Source organism: Burkholderia sp. AU4i (assembly GCF_000466765.1).
Lineage (GTDB): Bacteria > Pseudomonadota > Gammaproteobacteria > Burkholderiales > Burkholderiaceae > Burkholderia > Burkholderia cepacia.
Map to the genome: position 1 here is coordinate 16,891 of NZ_ASSI01000154.1, position 18,771 is coordinate 35,661.

At 66.4% G+C, this 18,771-nt stretch carries 17 protein-coding genes; 10 read left to right on the forward strand and 7 right to left on the reverse strand.

The window, feature by feature from the left end; all coding sequences use genetic code 11:
* Window positions 1-231 precede the first annotated feature (231 nt).
* Window positions 232-1,890, forward strand: coding sequence for an acid phosphatase (locus L810_RS30785; RefSeq protein ID WP_042976802.1), 1,659 nt, complete (start codon window positions 232-234; stop codon window positions 1,888-1,890).
* 137 nt (window positions 1,891-2,027) lie between these two features.
* Here the strand turns inward: L810_RS30785 and L810_RS30790 are convergent, their stop codons facing one another.
* Window positions 2,028-3,524, reverse strand: coding sequence for an FAD-dependent oxidoreductase (locus L810_RS30790; RefSeq protein ID WP_042976804.1), 1,497 nt, complete (start codon window positions 3,522-3,524; stop codon window positions 2,028-2,030).
* 300 nt (window positions 3,525-3,824) lie between these two features.
* On the reverse strand, window positions 3,825-4,034 hold the full coding sequence (locus L810_RS30795; protein WP_027791660.1) for a hypothetical protein: 210 nt from the start codon (window positions 4,032-4,034) through the stop codon (window positions 3,825-3,827).
* Window positions 4,035-4,494: 460 nt separating this feature from the next.
* Between L810_RS30795 and L810_RS30800 the strand changes: the two genes are divergently transcribed.
* Genes L810_RS30800 through L810_RS30820 form a run of 5 tightly spaced genes read left to right on the forward strand, consistent with a single transcriptional unit; the run spans window position 4,495 to window position 8,412 of the window.
* The gene (locus tag L810_RS30800; protein WP_021162145.1) at window positions 4,495-4,911 is read left to right on the forward strand and encodes a nuclear transport factor 2 family protein; all 417 of its coding nucleotides are present in this window, start codon (window positions 4,495-4,497) and stop codon (window positions 4,909-4,911) included.
* Window positions 4,912-4,914: 3 nt separating this feature from the next.
* On the forward strand, window positions 4,915-5,772 hold the full coding sequence (locus L810_RS30805) for an SDR family NAD(P)-dependent oxidoreductase (RefSeq protein WP_021162146.1): 858 nt from the start codon (window positions 4,915-4,917) through the stop codon (window positions 5,770-5,772).
* A gap of 40 nt (window positions 5,773-5,812) precedes the next feature.
* On the forward strand, window positions 5,813-6,571 hold the full coding sequence (locus L810_RS30810; protein WP_042976807.1) for an SDR family oxidoreductase: 759 nt from the start codon (window positions 5,813-5,815) through the stop codon (window positions 6,569-6,571).
* A 37-nt stretch (window positions 6,572-6,608) separates the two neighbouring features.
* Window positions 6,609-7,445, forward strand: a complete 837-nt coding sequence (locus L810_RS30815; RefSeq protein WP_021162148.1) for an SDR family NAD(P)-dependent oxidoreductase — start codon at window positions 6,609-6,611, stop codon at window positions 7,443-7,445.
* Between the two features lie 58 nt (window positions 7,446-7,503).
* Entirely contained in the window at window positions 7,504-8,412 is a 909-nt protein-coding gene (locus L810_RS30820; RefSeq protein WP_021162149.1) for an NAD-dependent epimerase/dehydratase family protein, read from the forward strand.
* Between the two features lie 97 nt (window positions 8,413-8,509).
* Here the strand turns inward: L810_RS30820 and L810_RS30825 are convergent, their stop codons facing one another.
* The 5 genes from L810_RS30825 to L810_RS30845 form a co-directional block, all read right to left on the reverse strand.
* Window positions 8,510-10,375 (reverse strand): phosphoenolpyruvate carboxykinase (GTP), encoded by a 1,866-nt coding sequence (locus L810_RS30825; protein ID WP_021162150.1) that lies wholly within the window; start codon window positions 10,373-10,375, stop codon window positions 8,510-8,512.
* 525 nt (window positions 10,376-10,900) lie between these two features.
* Window positions 10,901-11,677: a glucose 1-dehydrogenase gene (locus tag L810_RS30830; RefSeq protein ID WP_021162152.1), complete on the reverse strand. Its 777-nt coding sequence runs from the start codon at window positions 11,675-11,677 to the stop codon at window positions 10,901-10,903.
* A gap of 115 nt (window positions 11,678-11,792) precedes the next feature.
* Window positions 11,793-12,548 carry an SDR family NAD(P)-dependent oxidoreductase gene (locus tag L810_RS30835; RefSeq protein ID WP_021162153.1) on the reverse strand — a complete coding sequence of 252 codons (756 nt, stop codon included), beginning with the start codon at window positions 12,546-12,548 and terminating at the stop codon, window positions 11,793-11,795.
* A gap of 9 nt (window positions 12,549-12,557) precedes the next feature.
* Window positions 12,558-13,424, reverse strand: a complete 867-nt coding sequence (locus L810_RS30840; protein WP_042976810.1) for an SDR family NAD(P)-dependent oxidoreductase — start codon at window positions 13,422-13,424, stop codon at window positions 12,558-12,560.
* Window positions 13,425-13,474: 50 nt separating this feature from the next.
* Window positions 13,475-13,975 (reverse strand): nuclear transport factor 2 family protein, encoded by a 501-nt coding sequence (locus tag L810_RS30845; protein WP_021162155.1) that lies wholly within the window; start codon window positions 13,973-13,975, stop codon window positions 13,475-13,477.
* Between the two features lie 212 nt (window positions 13,976-14,187).
* Between L810_RS30845 and L810_RS30850 the strand changes: the two genes are divergently transcribed.
* The 4 genes from L810_RS30850 (at window position 14,188) to L810_RS30865 (ending at window position 18,752) form a co-directional block, all read left to right on the forward strand.
* A complete protein-coding gene (locus L810_RS30850; RefSeq protein ID WP_021162156.1) occupies window positions 14,188-14,700 on the forward strand; it encodes a nuclear transport factor 2 family protein in 513 nt (170 codons plus the stop codon).
* 51 nt (window positions 14,701-14,751) lie between these two features.
* Window positions 14,752-15,468 (forward strand): EthD domain-containing protein, encoded by a 717-nt coding sequence (locus L810_RS30855; protein WP_021162157.1) that lies wholly within the window; start codon window positions 14,752-14,754, stop codon window positions 15,466-15,468.
* A gap of 495 nt (window positions 15,469-15,963) precedes the next feature.
* The gene (locus L810_RS30860; RefSeq protein WP_021162158.1) at window positions 15,964-17,364 is read left to right on the forward strand and encodes a hypothetical protein; all 1,401 of its coding nucleotides are present in this window, start codon (window positions 15,964-15,966) and stop codon (window positions 17,362-17,364) included.
* Window positions 17,361-18,752, forward strand: a complete 1,392-nt coding sequence (locus L810_RS30865; RefSeq protein WP_162175301.1) for a trypsin-like serine protease — start codon at window positions 17,361-17,363, stop codon at window positions 18,750-18,752. Before L810_RS30860 ends, L810_RS30865 begins: the two co-directional genes overlap by 4 nt.
* Window positions 18,753-18,771: the final 19 nt, after the last annotated feature.

Sequence of the window (18,771 nt, forward strand, 5' to 3'; positions counted from 1 at the left end):
CGCGCGAGTGCGTCGCGCATCGCTCGCGGCGCGACGGGAATCGTCCGACAAACACCTTTCATCCGTCCCCGTTGCCGCGTTATAGTCGCGTTCGTGACATTTTTGTGACAGATGCATCGCACGCGCCGATACGCCATACGGGCCGTTGCCTTCCATCGTTCGGCACGGCAGCCTGTGCGATACCGCCGTGCATCACGCCCCGTCCACCCGCCCATTCGAGGAACCCACGACGTGAACGACACCCCCGATCGCCCCGACGACCTTCCCGCCGATCCCGACCGCCGCCGCGTGCTCGGCGGCCTTGCCGCGCTCGGTGCGGGTGTCGCGCTCAGCGGCTGCGAAACCACCGGCGCGCCGCGTTCCGCCGCCGACCTGCGCGTCGACGAAGCGTTGCGCCAGCGTGTGCGGCACATCGTCGTGATCTACGCGGAAAACCGCAGCTTCGCGAACCTGTACGGCGATTTCCCTGGCGTAAGCCATCCGCTGAGCGAGGTGCGGCCCGAGCACGCGCAGCAGCTCGATCGCGACGGCAAGACGCCGTTGCCCGTGCTGCCGAAGATCTGGGGCGGGCTCGTGCCGCAGGCGCAGGAAGTCGACGGCAAGCGCTACGCGATCGCCGAGCGCGACATCGACAAGCTGCCGAACGCGCCATTCCGGATCACGGACGCGCAGGGCAAGCCGCTGCCGAACGGCGTGATCACGCGCGACCTGTGGCACCGCTTCTACCAGAACCAGATGCAGATCGCGGGCGGCCGCAACGACCAGTTCGCCGCGTGGGCCGATTCGGGCGGCCTCGTGATGGGCCATTACCGCAATTCGGCCGACACGCTGCGGCTGTGGAATCTCGCGCGGCAATACACGCTGTGCGACAACTTCTTCATGGCGGCCTTCGGCGGTTCGTGGATGAACCACATGTTCCTGATCTCCGCGCAGCCGCCGCTGTATCCGGACGCGCACAAGCATCCGCATGCGGCGAAACTGCTGTCGAAGGTCGAAGGCGACGATCCGGCCGGTACGCGCCTGAAGCTCGCCGACGATTCGCCCGCGTCCGCGCTCGACGGCCCGCCGAAGTTCGCGGGCGACGGCCCGCTGACGCCGGACGGTTATGGCGTGAACACGATGGCGCCGCCGTATCAGCCGAGCTACGTGCCGCCGCCGGATCCGGGCAACGCCGCGTACGCGGACCCGGCCGACCATCGCGTGATGCCGCCGCAGGGTTATGCGACGATCGGCGACCGCCTGTCGGAAAAGAACATCGACTGGGCGTGGTACAGCGGCGCGTGGCAGTACGCGCTCGAGCATCGCGACACGGGCACCGTGCCCGATTTCCAGTACCACCACCAGCCGTTCAACTATTTCGCGAACTACGCGCCCGGCACCGAGGCGCGCAGCAAGCACCTGCGCGACGCCGGGCTCGGCGACGAGCCGTCGACCAACCACTTCATCGCCGACATCGACGCGGGCCGCCTGCCGGCCGTCACGTTCTACAAGCCGCAGGGCAACCTGAACATGCATGCGGGTTATGCGGACATCGAAGCCGGCGACCGTCACATCGCGACGGTGATCGACCATATCCGGCGCGGGCCGCAATGGGACAACACCGTGATCGTGATGACGCACGACGAGAACGGCGGCTGGTGGGATCACGTCGCGCCGCCGGTGGGCGACCGCTGGGGCCCCGGTTCACGGATTCCGGCGCTCGTGATCTCGCCGTTCGCGAAGAAGGGTTTCGTCGATCACACGCTGTACGACACGAACTCGATCCTGCGCTTCATCAGCCGCGTGCACGGGCTCGCGCCGCTCGACGGCGTGGTCGCGCGCAACAAGGCGTTCGCCGCGCGCGGCGCGACGCCGCCGGGCGACCTCACGAACGCGCTCGACCTCGGCTGACGGCGGGTTGGCCTGGTTGGCGGCTGAGCGGCTGAGCGGCTGAGCCGCTCAAGCACCTGGGCACTTGGGTGCCCGAAACGACGACGCCCCGGGCAAGACGATTGCCCGGGGCGTCGTTCATTTCCACCCTGCCAACGCTACGCGGCGTTGCGCAGCGCGTCGCACCCCGCCTGCGCGGCGTGACGGCCGGCCTGCCGGCCGAAGAACGTCGCGTCGGCCAGCGACAACCCCGAGCTGTACCCGGCGCCCCAGCGCGGCAGCCCGCAGGTCGTGCGGCCGGCCGCATAGAGCCCCGCCACCGGTGCGCGTGCCGCGTCGACCACCTGCCCGGTCGGCAGCGTGTCGAGCCCGCCGAGCGTGAAGTGCGGATAGAACGCGTAGTCGATCCGGCAATCGAGCGCGACGAACGGCGGCTCGATCAACGGCTGCAGCCATTTCCCGGCCTTGTGGAACAGCGGATCGGCGCCTTCGGCAGCATGGCGGTTGTAGACGTCGACTGTCGCCGTCAGCGTGCCGGCCGGCATCTGCAGGTCGCGTTCGACTTCCTCCCACGTTTCGCCGGCCGCCGCGATGCCGATCCGCGCAATCGCGGGCGGCTCGCGGTACGTCGCCTGGTCGACGAGCAGGTAGATGCGGTCGCCGGCCTGGTGGAACGCGTGATGGCCCGTGCGGCCGTGATAACCGTCCTCGTTGATGAAGCGCTGGCCGCGCGCGTTCACGAAGATCCCCCGGATCAGCGATTCGGGCGCGTAAAACGGCAGGCTGACGAAACCCTGGTCCATATGGATCGCCGCGCCGCCCGCGCTCTGGCCGAGCAGGATGCCCGAGCCGTCGTCGCCGGGGCTGCCGATCGGTTCATCCGAGCGCAGGAACTGCGGCGCATGCCGGCGCACCATGTCGCGATTCATCGCGAAACCGCCCGCGCACAGGATCACCGCGCGACGCGCACGCACGCATGCCGTCTCGCCATACGCGCGCAGCACGACGCCGCGCACCGCGCCGTCGTCGTCGACGATCAATGCGAGCGCGCGCGTGTCGTAACGCGTCGCGACGCCGAGCGCCGCCACGCGTTCGGCCAGCACGCGCATCAGCATCTGCCCGCCGCCCCAGCCCGGCCATTGCGGCGTGTGCCCGCGCGGGCACGGCTTCGCGGCCTCGCTGAACGGCCAGGCTTCCTCGCTGCCCGACCAGATCAGGCAATCGTCGGTCTCCGGTTCGACGATCCGCTCGGCAATGAACGTGTTCTTGTACGTGAGGCCCTGCTCGACGAGCCAGTCGTGGTGCGCCAGGCTTTCGTTCGCGTAGAGCCGCACCTTCGCCTCGTCGGCGTCGCGCCCGCCGGCCAGCATCAGGTAGCGGTACAGATCCTCGGTGTCGTCGGTAAAGCCGGCCTGCCGCTGTGCGGGCGTGCCGCCGCTGCCGCCGAGGTAGATCTCGCCGCCCGACAGCGCGCTCGTGCCGCCGTAGCTCGACGCGCGCTCGACGATCAGCGTGTCGGCGCCGGCGCGCGCGGCTTCGATCGCCGCACAGGCGCCGGCCGCGCCGAAGCCGACGATCACGACATCGTGTTCGGCATCCCAGCGATGCACGTCACGAATGTTCAGGGGGTGAGTCAGGGAATAGTCGGATGACATGAGGAATGGGTCAGCGTGTAGGAAACCTGAGGGAAGCGATGGAAAGCGGTGGACGCGGTGAGGGCCGACAGGCGGCCCGTTGCCGACGTTGCCGCCGCAATGCCTGAATGCCGGATCGGGCGTGCGACGGTGCGCGTGCACGACGCACGCGTCCCGTGCCCGGTTGAAGCCGCGACCCGCATCAAACGGGATCGGCCCGCGCGATGCTTACGACGTGGCCGTGGCGAAGGGCGTTGGTACGCCATCACGCCATCGCGCCGCCACGGCTGCCGGCCTGCGCTGTGCGCGGCCGCGCGGACGTCACATGCCGCGCAGCGCGGCGAAACCGAAGTGCGACGGATCGATCGGCACGCAGCCGGCCGGCAGCCCGTTCGCGTCGACCGAGCGGCATTGCAGGATGCCGGCCGCATACGGCGGCGACGGAACCTGATCGGCGCCGTATCGCGCCATCGCCATGGCAGCGAACGTGCCCATCGCCAGTACGCATAGCTTGCGAGTCGTCAGTCTCATGATCGTCGTCCCCTCCGGTTGTCCGCTGGTGCGGTTCGTGTCCGGCGTGCATCGCATGCGGCACCGGATGACTGCACGGTAGCCAGCGCCCGGCCGTCGGCCATCGTCCATTTCGACTAGGGGCAAACGCTGAGCGACGGGCGCAAGGCGTGTCGCATCGCAGCATCGTGCGCGATGGCTTCGTACACGCGGAGGAGACGCGGCGCGTTGCGCGCCAGTCGCGGCCGGCCGCGCCAATCGTCAGACGCCTGTCGCACGCCGATCGCTGCGCCGCACCATCCGGGCACGATCGCGCGGCACTCGGCGCCCGGCCCCGGTGTTTTCCCCGACGCTCGCCCTGCTCCGTATGGATGATGAGCCGCCATCGGTCCGATGCGAACCTTCGCCTCGACGTCGCAATGCCGCCGCGTCCGCACTCGCGGCGCGGCCGACTCTTTCCGTTCTTCCACGGGAGCCCTGCATGACCGATTCGAATCCCCGCTACGCGCTGTACGAACTGGCGTGCCGCTACGCGCAAGCCGTCGACCGGCGCGACTGGCCGCGACTCACCGCCCTCTTCACGCCCGATGCACAGCTCGCCGGCCCCGGCTTCCGCTTCGACGACCGCGACGCGATCGTGACGGGCATGCGCGTGATCGAGCGCTACGAAGCGACCCAGCATCACGTGCACAACCAGCTCGTGACGCTCGACGGCGGCGAGGCCGACGTCGAGACCTATGGCGTCGCCTGCCACGTCTACGTGCGTGACGGCGTGAAGCGCAAGCTCGACTGGGGGCTGCGCTATCGCGACCGCTGCGTGTTCGACGGCGGCACGTGGCGTTTCGCCGCGCGCACGCTGCACGTCGACTGGTCGCAAGACCTGCCGCTGGAGGGCTGAACGATGCGCACCGCTGCTCCCCTCGACGGCCGCACCGCACTCGTCACGGGCGGCGCCGGCGGCATCGGCGCGGCCTGCGCGCACGCGCTCGTCGCCGACGGCGCGGCCGTCGTGCTGATGGGCCGCCGCCGCGACGCGCTCGAACGCACGCAACGGCAACTGACCGACGCGGTGCCCGGCAGCCGCGTCGCGATCCACGCGGGCGACGCCTGCGACGAAGGCGACCTGCAGGCCGCGCTCGACTGCGCGTGGGCGCTCGACCGTCGCCTCGACATCGTCGTGCCGACGGTTGGCGGTGCGGGTTTCCGGCCGCTGCTGCTGCACGACGCCGACACCTTCCGCGCCGAAATCGACCTGAACCTGCACAGCGCGTTCGCCGCGATCCGTCACGCCGCGCCGCGGCTCGCCGACAGTGGCGGCGGCGCGATCGTCTGCATCTCGTCGACGGCCGCGCGGATCAATTTTCGCTGGCTGTCCGCGTACTGCACCGCGAAAGCTGCGCTCGAAGCGCTCGTGCGCGGCGCGGCCGAGGAACTGGCCGGCGCGAAGATCCGCGTGAACGCGGTGCGTCCGGGCCTCACGCGCTCCGAAGCAACGGCGCCGATGTTCGACAACCGCGCGCTCGTCGACAGCTTTCTCGAGCAGATCCCGCTCGGCACGCTCGGCGAACCGGAAGCGATCGCGCATGCGGTGCGCTATCTCACGGGCCCCGAGTCGGGCTGGGTGACCGGCCAGAGTTTCGCGGTCGACGGCGGCCACGAACTGCGCACCAACCCGCGCGTCGACGACACGATCGCGCAGATCTACGGCACGGCCGCGCTCGACGCGATCAAGGCCGGCCGCGCACCGGGCGCCGCATGAGCGCTCGCCTTCTTTCAACGTCAAGGGAATACGACCGACCATGAATCGAGTCGCAAACATGGTCGCGCTGGTCACCGGTGCGGCAAGCGGCGTCGGCCGCGCGGATGCGCTGCTGCTCGCCGCCGAAGGCGCGCGTGTCGTGCTGACCGACATCGACGAGGATGCCGGCCGCGCGCTCGCGCGCGAGATCGGCGACGCCGCACTGTTCGTCCGCCACGACATCGCCGACGAGGACGGCTGGCGACAGGCGATCGCATGGACGCTCGACCGCTTCGGCCGCCTCGACGTGCTCGTCAACAACGCGGCGATCTGCCCGGTCGGCTCGATCGAGGACACGAGCCTCGACACGTGGCGGCGCGTGATGCGCACCAACGCCGACGGCTATTTCCTCGGCTGCAAATATGCGATTGGCGCGATGAAGGGCAACGACACGCCGGGTTCGATCGTGATGATGTCGTCGGTCGCCGCGCTCGGCGGGCTGCCGATGATGTGCGCATACACCGGGTCGAAAGGCGCGGTGACGGCGCTCGCGCGCAGCGTCGCCGTGCACTGCAAGCGCAGCGGTTACCGCATCCGCTGCAACTCGATCCATCCGGACGGGATCTGGACGCCGATGACGCAGGCGCTGATGCCCGATCTCGACCCGGCCGCGCTCGGCATCGGCAGCGATCCGATGGCACGCATGTGCGACCCGCGGGACGTCGCGAATCTCGTGCTGTTCCTCGCGTCCGACGAATCGCGTTTCGTGAACGGTGCGGAGCTGCGGATCGACAACGCGCAACTGGTGTCGTCGCTGTGACGCGACGCACTGCCCTCCCGTTCAAAGGAGTTCATCGATGATTTCATTCAACGGCAAGACCGTGCTGGTCACCGGCGGCGGCGCGGGCATCGGCCGTGCGTGTGCGGAAGCGTTCGGCGCGGCCGGCGCGCGCGTCGCGGTAGCCGAGATCGACCCGGCCCGCGCACAGGACGTGCGCCAGGCGCTCGAGGCGGCGGGCGTCGACGCGCTCGTCGGCACCGTCGACGTCACGCGCCGCGACCAGGTCGATGCGTTCGCACGAACCGTCGACGCGCGCTTCGGCGGCCTCGACGTGCTCGTCAACAATGTGGGCGATTTCCTGCAGATCGTGAAACCGTTCGACGACTGCACCGACGACGACATCGCACGGCTGTTCGACGCGAACCTGCGCCAGGTGTTCGTCGTCACGCGCGCGATGCTGCCGTTGCTGCGCAAGCGCGGCGCGGGCGGCAGCATTGTCGGCGTGTCGTCGATCGAAGGCTTTCGCGCCATTCCGAACTGCACCGTGTACGCGTCGTTCAAGGCCGCGCTGACCGGCTTCACGAAAAGCCTCGCGCTCGAACTCGGGCCGGCCGGCATTCGCGTGAACCAGATCGCCCCCGAAACCACCGAGACGCCGCAGGTGCCCGTCAGCGCGATGGTCGCGGCCGAGCATCGCGAGCACATCCCGCGCTGGATCCCGCTCGGGCGCTTCGGCACGGCCGGCGATATCGCGGGGGCCGCGCTGTTCCTCGCGAGCCCGCTCGCCGCGTGGGTCACCGGCACGACGCTGCACGTCGACGGCGGCGCGCTCGCGGCGGCCGGCTGGTATCGCGACCCGAACGGCTTCTGGACCAACATGCCCGTCGTCACGGGCAACGGCTTCAATTTCTGAGCGGCACCGCCCGCCTGTTCATTTCACGCGGCACGAAAGCGCCGCTACCGGAGACACCATGAAGATCCTGATCGTCGGCGGCACCGGCCTCATCGGCGGCCATGCCGCGCTGCACCTGCACACGCAGGGCAACCGCGTGACACTCGCCGCACGCAAGCCACCCGCCCCCGGTAGCGCACTCGCGCAGTTCGACGTACTGCTGCGAGATTACGTGGCCGGCAACTTCACGCGCGACGATCTCGCGCCGTTCGACGCGGTGGTGTTCGCGGCCGGCAACGATATCCGCCACCTGCCGCCCGGCACCGACGAAGCCTCGCACTGGGAGCGCGCGAACGTCGACGCGGTGCCGCGCTTTTTCGCGCTCGCGCGCGACGCGGGCGTGAAGCGCGTGGTGCTGGTCGGCAGCTTCTATCCGCAGGTCGCGCCGGCGCTCGTCGACACGGTGCCGTACGTGCGCTCGCGCCATCTCGCCGACGAACGTGTCCGCGCGCTCGCGACGCAGTCGTTCGCCGTCTGCAGCGTCAACGCGCCGTTCGTCGTCGGGTCGGTGCCGGGGCTGCGCAACGAGATGTTCGCTGCCTACACCGGCTATGCGCAAGGCCAGTTCGCGGGGCTGCCCGTGTTCGGGCCGGCCGGCGGCAGCAACTTCATCTCGACGCAATCGCTGTCGGAAGCGATCTGGGGCGCGCTGCAGCGCGGCGAAGCAGGCAAGGCCTACCTCGTCGGCGACGAGAACCTCAGCTTCGCCGACTACTTCGCGGCCTTCTTCCGCGCGGCGGGCAATCCGCGGGACGTCCCGTCGCTCGACCAGGAGCATCCGCTGTTGCCCGACATCGCGATCTACACGGGGCGCGGCAACGTCGTGTCGTACGAGCCCGATCCCGCCGACAGCGCGCTGCTGCGCTACCGGCGCGGCGATGTGCAGCGTGCGGTCGACGAAGTCGTTGCGCATTGCCGCGCGCAGTAGGCGAACGGCGCGTGTGCGGAACGGATGCAAAAACGTCCCGCCGCCGGCAACGAATGCCGGCGGCGGGACGTCGGAGCGACAACGTCGATGCGGGCCGTCAGGCGCCGATACGCTGCTCGATCTTCTTCATCGTGTCGGTCATTTCAGCCGGCAGGCGCAGCTTCAGCATGTCGAACAGCGCCGCATGCAGTTTCAGCTCCTCACGCCATTCGTCGGCGTTCATCGACGTCACCGCGTCGAACTGCTCGCGCGTGAAATCGAGGCCGTCCCAGTGCAGGTCCTCATACGCCGGCGACACGCCGAACGCATGCTCACCGCCGCCGCCCGTGCCTTCGAGACGGTCGAGCATCCACTTCAGCACGCGCATGTTCTCGCCGAAGCCCGGCCACACGAACTTGCCGTTCGCATCCTTGCGGAACCAGTTCACGCAGTAGATCTTCGGCAGTTTCGCGCCGGCGCCTTCGAGCTGCTTGCCGAGCTTCAGCCAGTGCGCGAAATAATCGCTGACGTTGTAACCACAGAACGGCAGCATCGCGAACGGATCGCGGCGCACGATGCCCTGCTGGCCGACCGCCGCGGCGGTCGTCTCCGAGCCCATCGTCGCGGCCATGTACACGCCTTCAACCCAGTCGCGTGCCTCGGTCACGAGCGGCACGGTCGTCGAACGACGGCCGCCGAAGATGAACGCGTCGATCGGCACGCCGGCCGGGTTTTCCCAGTCGTCGTCGATCGACGGGCACTGCGCGGCCGGCGCCGTGAAGCGCGAATTCGGATGCGCCGCCTTGCGGCCCGTCTCCTTGCCGATCTCCGGCGTCCACGGGTTGCCCTGCCAGTCGGTCAGCTTCGCGGGCGGCGTGTCGGTCAGCCCTTCCCACCACACGTCGCCGTCTTCCGTCAGCGCGACGTTCGTGAAGATCACGTTTTTCGTGAGCGTCGAGATTGCGTTCGGGTTGGTCTTCACGCCCGTGCCCGGCGCGACACCGAAGAAGCCGGCTTCCGGGTTGATCGCATACAGTCGGCCGTCGCGGCCCGGCTTCAGCCACGCGATGTCGTCGCCGATCGTCGTGACCTTCCAGCCATCGAAGCCCTGCGGCGGAATCAGCATCGCGAAGTTCGTCTTGCCGCACGCGGACGGGAATGCGGCCGCGACGTGATACTTCTTGCCGGCCGGCGACGTCACGCCGAGGATCAGCATGTGTTCGGCGAGCCAGCCCTGGTCGCGCCCCATCGTCGATGCGATACGCAGCGCGAAACACTTCTTGCCGAGCAGCGCGTTGCCGCCGTAGCCCGAACCGAAACTCCAGATCTCGCGCGTCTCGGGAAAGTGCACGATGTACTTGACCGGGTTGCACGGCCACGGCACGTCCTGCTGGCCGGCTTCGAGCGGATGGCCGACGCTGTGCACGCACGGCACGAAATCGCCGTCCTCGCCCAGCACGTCATACACCTCGCGGCCCATGCGCGTCATGATCCGCATGTTCACGGCGACGTACGGGCTGTCGGACAGTTCGACGCCGACGTGCGCGATCGGCGAGCCGAGCGGGCCCATCGAGAACGGCACGACGTACAGCGTGCGGCCGCGCATCGAGCCGCGGAACAGGCCGTTGAGCGTCTCGCGCATTTCGGCGGGCGCGATCCAGTTGTTGGTCGGGCCGACGTCGTCGCGCGATGCCGCGCAGATGAACGTGCGATCCTCGACGCGCGCGACGTCGGACGGATCGGATTGCGCGAGATACGAGTTCGGGCGCTTCGCCGGGTTCAGCCGCTTGAGCGTGCCCTGGTCGACCATCGCCTGGCACAGCGCGTCGTTTTCTTCCTGCGAACCGTCACACCACACGACACGCTCGGGCTCCGTGAGCGCCGCGATGCGCGACACCCAGTCGATCAGCTTGCGATGTTTGACGAAAGCCGGCGGAGCGATCAGCGGGCCGTGTGTTGCTTCGGCCAGATTGTTTTGCGACATGAGGGTGTCTCCAGATTATTGGGCGAGGATGGGGGATGCGGGGCGAGCCCGCGAGATGGGGGATGCGATTGGAGCGCAGGGTGCGGCGGCGCGCAGGACGGGACACGCGAGCGGAGCGCGTGTCGATGCCGCGATGCGTGCGAGAGAAGGTGACGTCTCGTTAGAAGGTGCGAACGCGAGTTTCGCCATGCAAGCAACCTGCCGTACAACTCCATGGCGACCAGCATACCATCGCCGTTATTCGGCAAACGTTGCGTTGCAACAAGAAACAACTATGTCGGCGATCCGGCACGCCAGTTGCCTGTGAATTATTTTTACAATGCCATTGCGCGCGTTTCTGCGGCGAAACGGCCAGGACGGCCGTCCAACAAGGGTTTCGCGGAAGCGGCAAATCCGGCCCGCCGCGCCCGCGTTTGGCCAGCGAGCGCGCGGGCCGTGCGAATTCACGTTTTCGCTAGTCAGGCAAACCCTGAATTAGGTTGCGTACACAAACATCCGACGAGAACGTGCGGCAGGCCCACCTGCTCAAAACGGCGCGCCCGGCAATCCGGGGTAATACGCGCCTGCCGCCATCCCGCCGTCGACGGCCAGTTCGGCGCCGTTGCAGTAGGATGCTTCGTCGCTCGCGAGGAACAGCGTCGCGCGCGCGATTTCATCGGGCAGGCCGACGCGTTGCAGCGGCACGTTCGCATAGTGCTTGTTGATTTCCTCGAGCGGCGCGCCGGTCGGGTTCGACATCGCGGTGTTCACCCCGCCCGGATGGATCGAATTCACGCGCACGCCCTGATGGCCGAGTTCGAGCGCCGCGACCTTCGTCAGCCCGCGCACGCCCCACTTGCTCGACACGTACGCGGCCAGTGCGTTCACGCCGCGCAGCCCGTCCACCGACGAGATGTTGACGATCGACCCGCTTTTCTGCGCGATCATGCGCGGCGCGATCGTCCGGATCCCGACGAACGTGCCGACGAGGTTGATCGACACCGCACGCTCGAAATCGCGTTTCGACAGCTCGGTGATGCCGCCGAACGTCAGCACGGCCGCATTGTTGACCAGCACGTCGATACGGCCGAACTGCTCGACCGTCGCTTCGGTCACGCGCACCCAGCTCGCTTCGTCGGCGACGTCGAGCCGCATGAAGCGCACCGCGTCACCGAGCTCGCGCGCGAGCGCTTCGCCTTCCGCATCGAGCACGTCGCCGATCACGACGCGCGCCCCCTCCGCGACGAACAGCCGGCACGTCGCCGCGCCCATGCCACGCGCACCGCCCGTGACGATCGCTACCTTTCCTTCCAGTCGACCCATGTCGTCCTCTCTTCGATTCCGGTTTGCCGGCCGCCGCGCGCAGGTGTGCACGCGCGTGCCGGGTCATGATCGGCACGCGGCCGGTGCCGCGCGCCTGTGCCGTCGGCCCGCGTCGTCAGCCCCAGTACGCCTGCCCGCCGTCGAGCGGCAGCGTCGCGCCCGTCAGGTACGCCGCATCGCGGCTCGCCAGAAACACGATCGCGCGCCCGATGTCCTGCTCGCAGTCGCCTACGCGGCCGAGCGGAATCGTGCGGAAAAACGCGGCGGCTTCCTGCGGGTTCGCGTCGACCCAGCCTTTCAGGCCCGGCGACAACGCATGCGGTGCGACCGCGTTCACGCGGATCCCGTCCGCGCCCCACTCGCAGGCAGCCGCGCGCGTCAGCGCACGAATCGCCTCCTTGGTCGCCGCGTACGCGCCGTAGCCGGACGCATCCCAGCGCACCGCGGCCGACGAAGCGAAATTGACGATCACGCCGTCGCCCTTCAGATGCGGATGGCACGCGCGCATCATGCGCAGCGTCGCGATGGGCCCCGACTCGAGCCCCGCGTGGAAATCCGCATCGGTGACGTCGAGCAGGCGGCCGAGCGGCACGACCTGCGCGTTGTTGATCAGGATCTGCACGCCGCCGAAGCGCGCAACGACGTTGTCGACGCACGTCACGATCTGCGCGGCGTTCATCACGTCGCACACGAACGGCTCGGCCACGCCGCCACGCGCGCGAATCGCCTCGCAGGTCGCAAGCAGCTTGTCGCGGGTACGACCGACCACCGCGACGTGCGCGCCTTCCGCCGCGAGCGCCTGCGCGACGCCCTGGCCGACGCCCTGCCCCGCGCCCGTCACGAGCGCGACCTTGCCTTTCAGGATGCCCATGTGCGCTCCTCAGGCGACGATCGCCGGATGGGCCTGCACGGGCCCGCCGAGCAGTTCGCGGTACGACGGCGGCTGCTTGCCGTCGAGATCGGCGATGCCGTACCGCAACGCGGCTTCCGCGCCGACGAGCACCTGCCCCGACAACGCCATGCGCTGCGGATCGCCGTGAATCGCGTGAATCACGCGGCCCGTGAATTCCGGACTTTCCGCGACGAGCGAGAATTCCTTGTACAGATCCGGGTGTTCTTCCCACACGCGCGTCGTGCGCTCGGTGCGCAGCGGGCCCATCCAGATCGACACGGCCGCGACGTCGAACGGCTTCAGGTCGACGGCCATGTCCTTCGCGAACTTGTCGACACCGGATTTCTGCGCGCCGTAGGCCGCCCCGTGCATGTAACAGCTCGCGCCGAACGACGACGTGAACGCGATCAGCCCGCTGCGACGCTTCACCATCAGCGCCGCCGCGTGCCAGCTCGCGACATAGGCCGAGCGCAGGCCGACATCGAGGATGTTGACGAGGTCGAGCGACTTCTCCCAGAACGGGCCCGGCAGGATCAGTTGATCGTGCAGGTAGGTCGCGTTGTTGACGAGAATGTCGAGCCGCCCGCTTTCACGTTCGACGCGCTCGAACAGCGCCTTCACCTGCGCGTCGTCCGCGTGGTCGCATGCCACCGCGATCCCGCGGCCGCCGAGCGCATCGATCTCGCGTGCGGTCTCGTGGATGGTGCCGGGCAGCGGCGCATCGCCTTCGTTCTGCGAGCGGCCCGTGACGTAGACGGTCATGCCGGCCGCACCGAGCGCGCGCGCGATACCCTTGCCCGCGCCGCGCGATGCGCCCGTCACGACGGCGACCGGCGCATCGTGGTTCTGTGTCATGTTCGATGTCTCCTGTGGAATGTGCGTCATGTGCATGGCGCTGACGTGCGTCAGGCGGCCGGCGGCTGCGCACCGGCGAACAGCACGCCCGGCGCATCGCCTTCGTAACGGACCGACAGCGTCGACGTGACGACGCAGCGCGTGCCCGCGATCTTCCATTCGCCGTCGACCTTCCGGTATTCGTCGTCGTAGTACGCGCCGAGCTGCGTGAGCGTTCGCGCGTTCGTGTCGATCATCTGGTAGTGCAGGCCCCACGTGCCGCGCGCATGCACGTCGTCGAGCACGTCGATCTCGGGATTCACGCCGTGATGCATCTCGACGATGTGCGGATGGCAGCCGAGTTGCGCGAATACGTCGACGAGCGCGTCGCGCGTGTCGAACGTGCCGATGCGGCCGTAGTCGATGCGCACTTGGCCGGGCACGAAGCAGTCGCGCATCCCTTGCGGATCCTTGCGGTCGCAGCACGTGAAGTAGCGCGACTTCAGCCGGCGGATCGCGTCGGCATCCTCGAGCCGGCGCACACGCGCTTCCAGCGATTCGATGAGGGTCATCCTGTCTCCTAGTTCGGTGCAGGCGCGGTTCGATGGCCGCGTCGATGCCACGTTACCGCCGCGCGATGCGTCGGCCATCACCCGTTCGGATGAAACCGGCGATTCGTCCTCGCAGCGCGGCGCGCACGCGGACGGCGCGTTCGTCCGAACAGACGATGTGATGCAGGCGGCTTCGTTCCTACCATCGAACGACACCCCCACGAGACCCGGCGATGGACGACACGACCCGCACGCTCCATGAATACGAGCAGATCCGACAGTTGAAGTACCGGTATTTCCGCGCGGTCGACACGCACGACTGGGCGCTGCTCGCGGATTGCCTGACCGAAGACTGCGAGGCCCGCCTGTACGGCGGCCGCTACGTGTACGACGGCCGCGACGCGTTCGTGTCGAGCCTGCGCGAGCTGATCGGCAAGCCGACCTTCCTGACGATGCATCACGGCCATCACCCCGAGCTCACGCTGGTCTCGGCCGATCATGCATGCGGCGTGTGGTTTCTCGAGGACCACGCGATCAATCTCGAGGACAACTACCTGCTGCACGGCACTGCGTTCTACGACGACCAGTACGTGAAACGCGATGGCGCGTGGCGCATTCATGCGACGCGCCACGAACGCCTGTTCGAAACCGTCACGTCGCCGATTCCGCCGTCGTTCACGCTGACCGCGAACCGGTTCGCGCCGGACGCACACCCGTCGGCCGGATCGCCTGAAATCGCTTCCTGAACCCCGGCGGCAACGCCGCCGATCCCGTCATTACCCTCTGGAGCCGGAGCAATGGAGAAAGTCATTTACGTGTTGTGGCGCGACGCGCAGGCTGCGCCCGATCAGTGGAGCCGCTCGGTGCGCGCGACACTCGCCGACAAGCTGCTGTCGCTCGGTGCGCACGGCGTGCAGGTGAACGTCGCGGATGCGGACGTCGCGCCGGCCGCCGGCCTGAAGCAGACCAACACGCACCCGGGCATCGACGGGATCGTCGCGGTGTGGGTCGATAGCGCGAACGCGATGTTTCGGCAGCCGTTCGACGACGCGGTGCGTGCGGTCGTCCCGCACATGGCTGCGTATCTCGTCACGGAGTCGCAACCGATTCCGAATACGCGCTTTCCTGCACGGCCGGGCGAGCGCACCACGGGCTTCTCGCAGCTCGCGTTCCTGAAGCGGCCGCCGCGCCTCACGCACGAAGCATGGCTCGACGTGTGGCACGGACATCACACGTGCGTCGCGATCGATACGCAGGACAATTTCCTGTATGTGCAGAACGTCGTCGTGCGCGCGCTCACGCATGCGGCGCCCGGTTACGACGCGATCGTCGAGGAGTGCTTTCCCGCCGCGGCGATGACCGATCCGCACGCGTTTTTCGATGCGGTCGGCGATGACGAAAAATTCCAGCGCAATGTGGCCGAGATGATGGACAGCTGTGGACGCTTCATCGACTTCGACAAGATCGATGTGGTGCCGACGAGCCAGTATGTGGTGAAGGCAGTGCGGGGGTGAGTTCGGGAGGGCGTGGGAGGCGATCCATTTCGGTGAAATTCGGTGTGGTGTCCCTTTGCTGGCCGGCGGCATGCAATTGCGTGGCACCGGCCTACTTCGATCCCAAATGTCCAATGTCTATACCCGCGTTATGCGATCGCCCTGAAGCGTCAGAGATGGATACGGTTCCAATCGATACGATATCGATTACATGCCAGCCCCGTTATCCTGAACCGGGGATGATCGGCCAAGGCGCTTCGTCACCCGTGCGAATGCCCGCCGACAACGTTTCGCTTCGCGGCTTACCCTTGTTATCAGGTCGTCCTGAGAACAATCGAGACGTGCGATCCAGACAGCACGCATATCGCATCGCCATTCCTCTAGACAAAGCCTGAATCGTTTCCTATTCTCCCTCTCAACATCGGCATTTTTTGCTCGCTCCGGCCTTAACAATCAGTCAAATGTCGGACGACATTTCGTCCTGAAAAAAACCAAAAAAGAAGGGGGAAGTCAAAAATGGCGAAGAAACTTGCTGCCTGGCTCATTTTTGTTTCGAGCGTCCCCTTCGTTCTTTCGTCCTGCACTTCCGTTTATTCAGTCAAACGTCCGGACGACTCCTCACCGATTTACGGCATTCCCTATTCCCTTCCGCAGAAAATATATATCGTCTCGGCCAAGTACACGATCACTCAATGTGAATTACTGAAAAATGGGTCGCTCCATATCCAGGTAAATAAACAGATCACCATCACATCCGAGACACAGCCCGATCCCTCGGAGCGTTACTACATCCCCTATTCATCGCTCAGAAATTTCTTCAAAGATACGGATCTGACGGTAGAGAATTTCGACAATTCGACGCTGAAGTCGATAAATGCCACGATCGCGGACAAGACCGGCCCCACAATCACAGCTTTGGTTGGAACCGCACTACGGGTCGCATCGCTGGCTGGCGGTGTGACGCTGACCAACGCCGGGGCGCCCCCGACCACCCAGGACATGTGCAAGGCCGACGTGCTCAAGGCTTTGAACGCGCAAGCCAAATCGCAAGCTCAAGGCTCTGGAAAAACCAAGGGTGCCGCGAAACCCGCAACTGCCAGTGCCACCGATACTGCTTCCGCAACGCAGGCAGCCAGCGCGCAAGACAGCAATTCCCCCACGACCTTCAGCACGGTGTTCGTGTGGCGGCCTCAACTGAGCGATACGCCCGATCCTAAACATCCCGAAATTTCCGGGCACTTCTACCCCAGGCGGATCCTGGATAGATGGCTTACCCCACGGGGTTATAAGGCACTGAATAATAGAGACCAGAATGAGGACACGATCGAGATTCCGGCCGGACAGGATGACGTGATCGTCAAATCACTGCGGACCGAACTTCGCATCGACCCGGTCGTGGCGCAGAAAAAAGTGAACATCGATAGCGCGTCCACCCAAGGAATCATCCTTCGCGAGCCTGCCTACGGCCTCCTGCAAGCATGCGACGAGGCCTGCCCCAATCCCATGCCCGGTGGTTCCGAATCGTCCGGGTACAGCACCCACGGTGTATTTCACGTGAGCGAAGAAACGGTGCCTCAACTCGGCTCCTATGTGATCCTCCCGCTCCGAAACAGAATGTTCGAGACTCAAACCGCGACGATCGCACTGTCGTCGGATGGCGCCATCAACAAGCTTGGACTGAAGTCGAACGCGACCGTACCGGATGCTGCCAGCACCGCCAACACCGATCTCGATGCGCTCCAGAAGGCGCGTGATGCTCGCGCGAAAGCCCGCACGGATGCAGCCGCCGCCGAGGCGAACGCGGCGCAGGATGCGGCCAAGAAGGTCACCAATGACAACAAGGCCATCTCCGAGTGCCTGAGCGCGCAAAAGGCTGTCCGCGATGCAAACGGAACCGTCGTGGGGAAATGTCAATGATGGCGGAAAGCGCGCCGCGTCCCAGAAGATTGACAACAGCGGCAACGCTGCTCGCGGCCGTATCGCTGAACGCGCACGGTCAGGCCGCGGATGAGAATGCGCGGGTGACGCACGCCGTCATACCGCTTGTCGCAAGAGCACTCGGCAAACCTGATGCAACGGGCGCGGCACTGCCCGCATCTGCCGCACTGCCCGCTCCCGTGATGAATACGTTGACTGCGTTTCTTCGGACACGAGTCAACGTCGAACAGATCGCGAACGGCACCATACCACGCGATGTCAAGCTCGACTTCGATGATGAAGTCAAAACCCGAGCCGCACTGCTGACGTTGGCGAACGCTGCGGGTAATTGCGGCACGCTCCTGGCCTCTTCACGATCGACGTTGGCCCTTGCAGCGGCAAGCGTCGAGGTAGATCCGGATCTCAAGCGTCGCATGACGCAGCAGTACAGCATTCCGGCGCTGGCCGCCCTTCACCTCGGGGGGCCGGAGATTCAGGTGATTTGCCCGAACACCGGCAAAGACCCGAAGTACGTCCCGCCACTTGTCGGCAAACACGATATACATCCAGCCAACAGCCACGTGGCAACGCCTTACGAGTTTTCGGGCTTCGATGACGTCGTGGCGATCAGCCTGGACGGAAAATACCAATGCTCGGGAACGTTGGCGACCCGCAAATGGATCATTACCGCAGCGCATTGCGTGACGGATGAGGCCAACAATCAGAAGCTTGCGCCCGATCGCCTCCGGTTCTACAAGTACGGCGAGACCGGGAAGGACGGGTTCTCCACGACGGCGCTGGACGGTTCGACGGTCTCTATCAAGGGACGAAAGGCGCGCGGCATCACACAGATCTTCGTCAGTCCACGTTGGGCCGCCACGCCGGCGAAAGCTACACCCGATGCGGTCGCGGACCAGGCGATTCTGGCGGTCGATTATGACGGAGCGCCGACTGAACACATCGTGTCGCTGACTCGAAAGTCACCCCCGGTCAACACACCGATTTCGATCATAGGTTATGGATTCACCGGTTCGATCAACGATGTTCCCGGCGACAACCCTCAGTTGGGATGGAATTCCTTGTCGGAGTCGACACGGAATCCGGGCAGCGGCGGATGGATATATCTACAGCCAGCGGGCGTCGGCACCAATTGCATTGGAGATTCAGGAGGCGCAATATTCTCCGGGCATCTCAATGGCGCTCAGAACGAGACGCATGAACTCGTCGCCATCGTGAGCCGGATGGTCTATGCCGGTGCGTTCGACGGACCTGCGCAGCAAGGTAGCGCCGCGAATTGCGTTGGTCAGGCAAGCATCAACTCTCTCATTACGGAGGAATCGAGACAGTTTCTATGCGACGCGGCACACAATGACATTCACGGATGTTGATGCCAGTATTTCGTCGGGA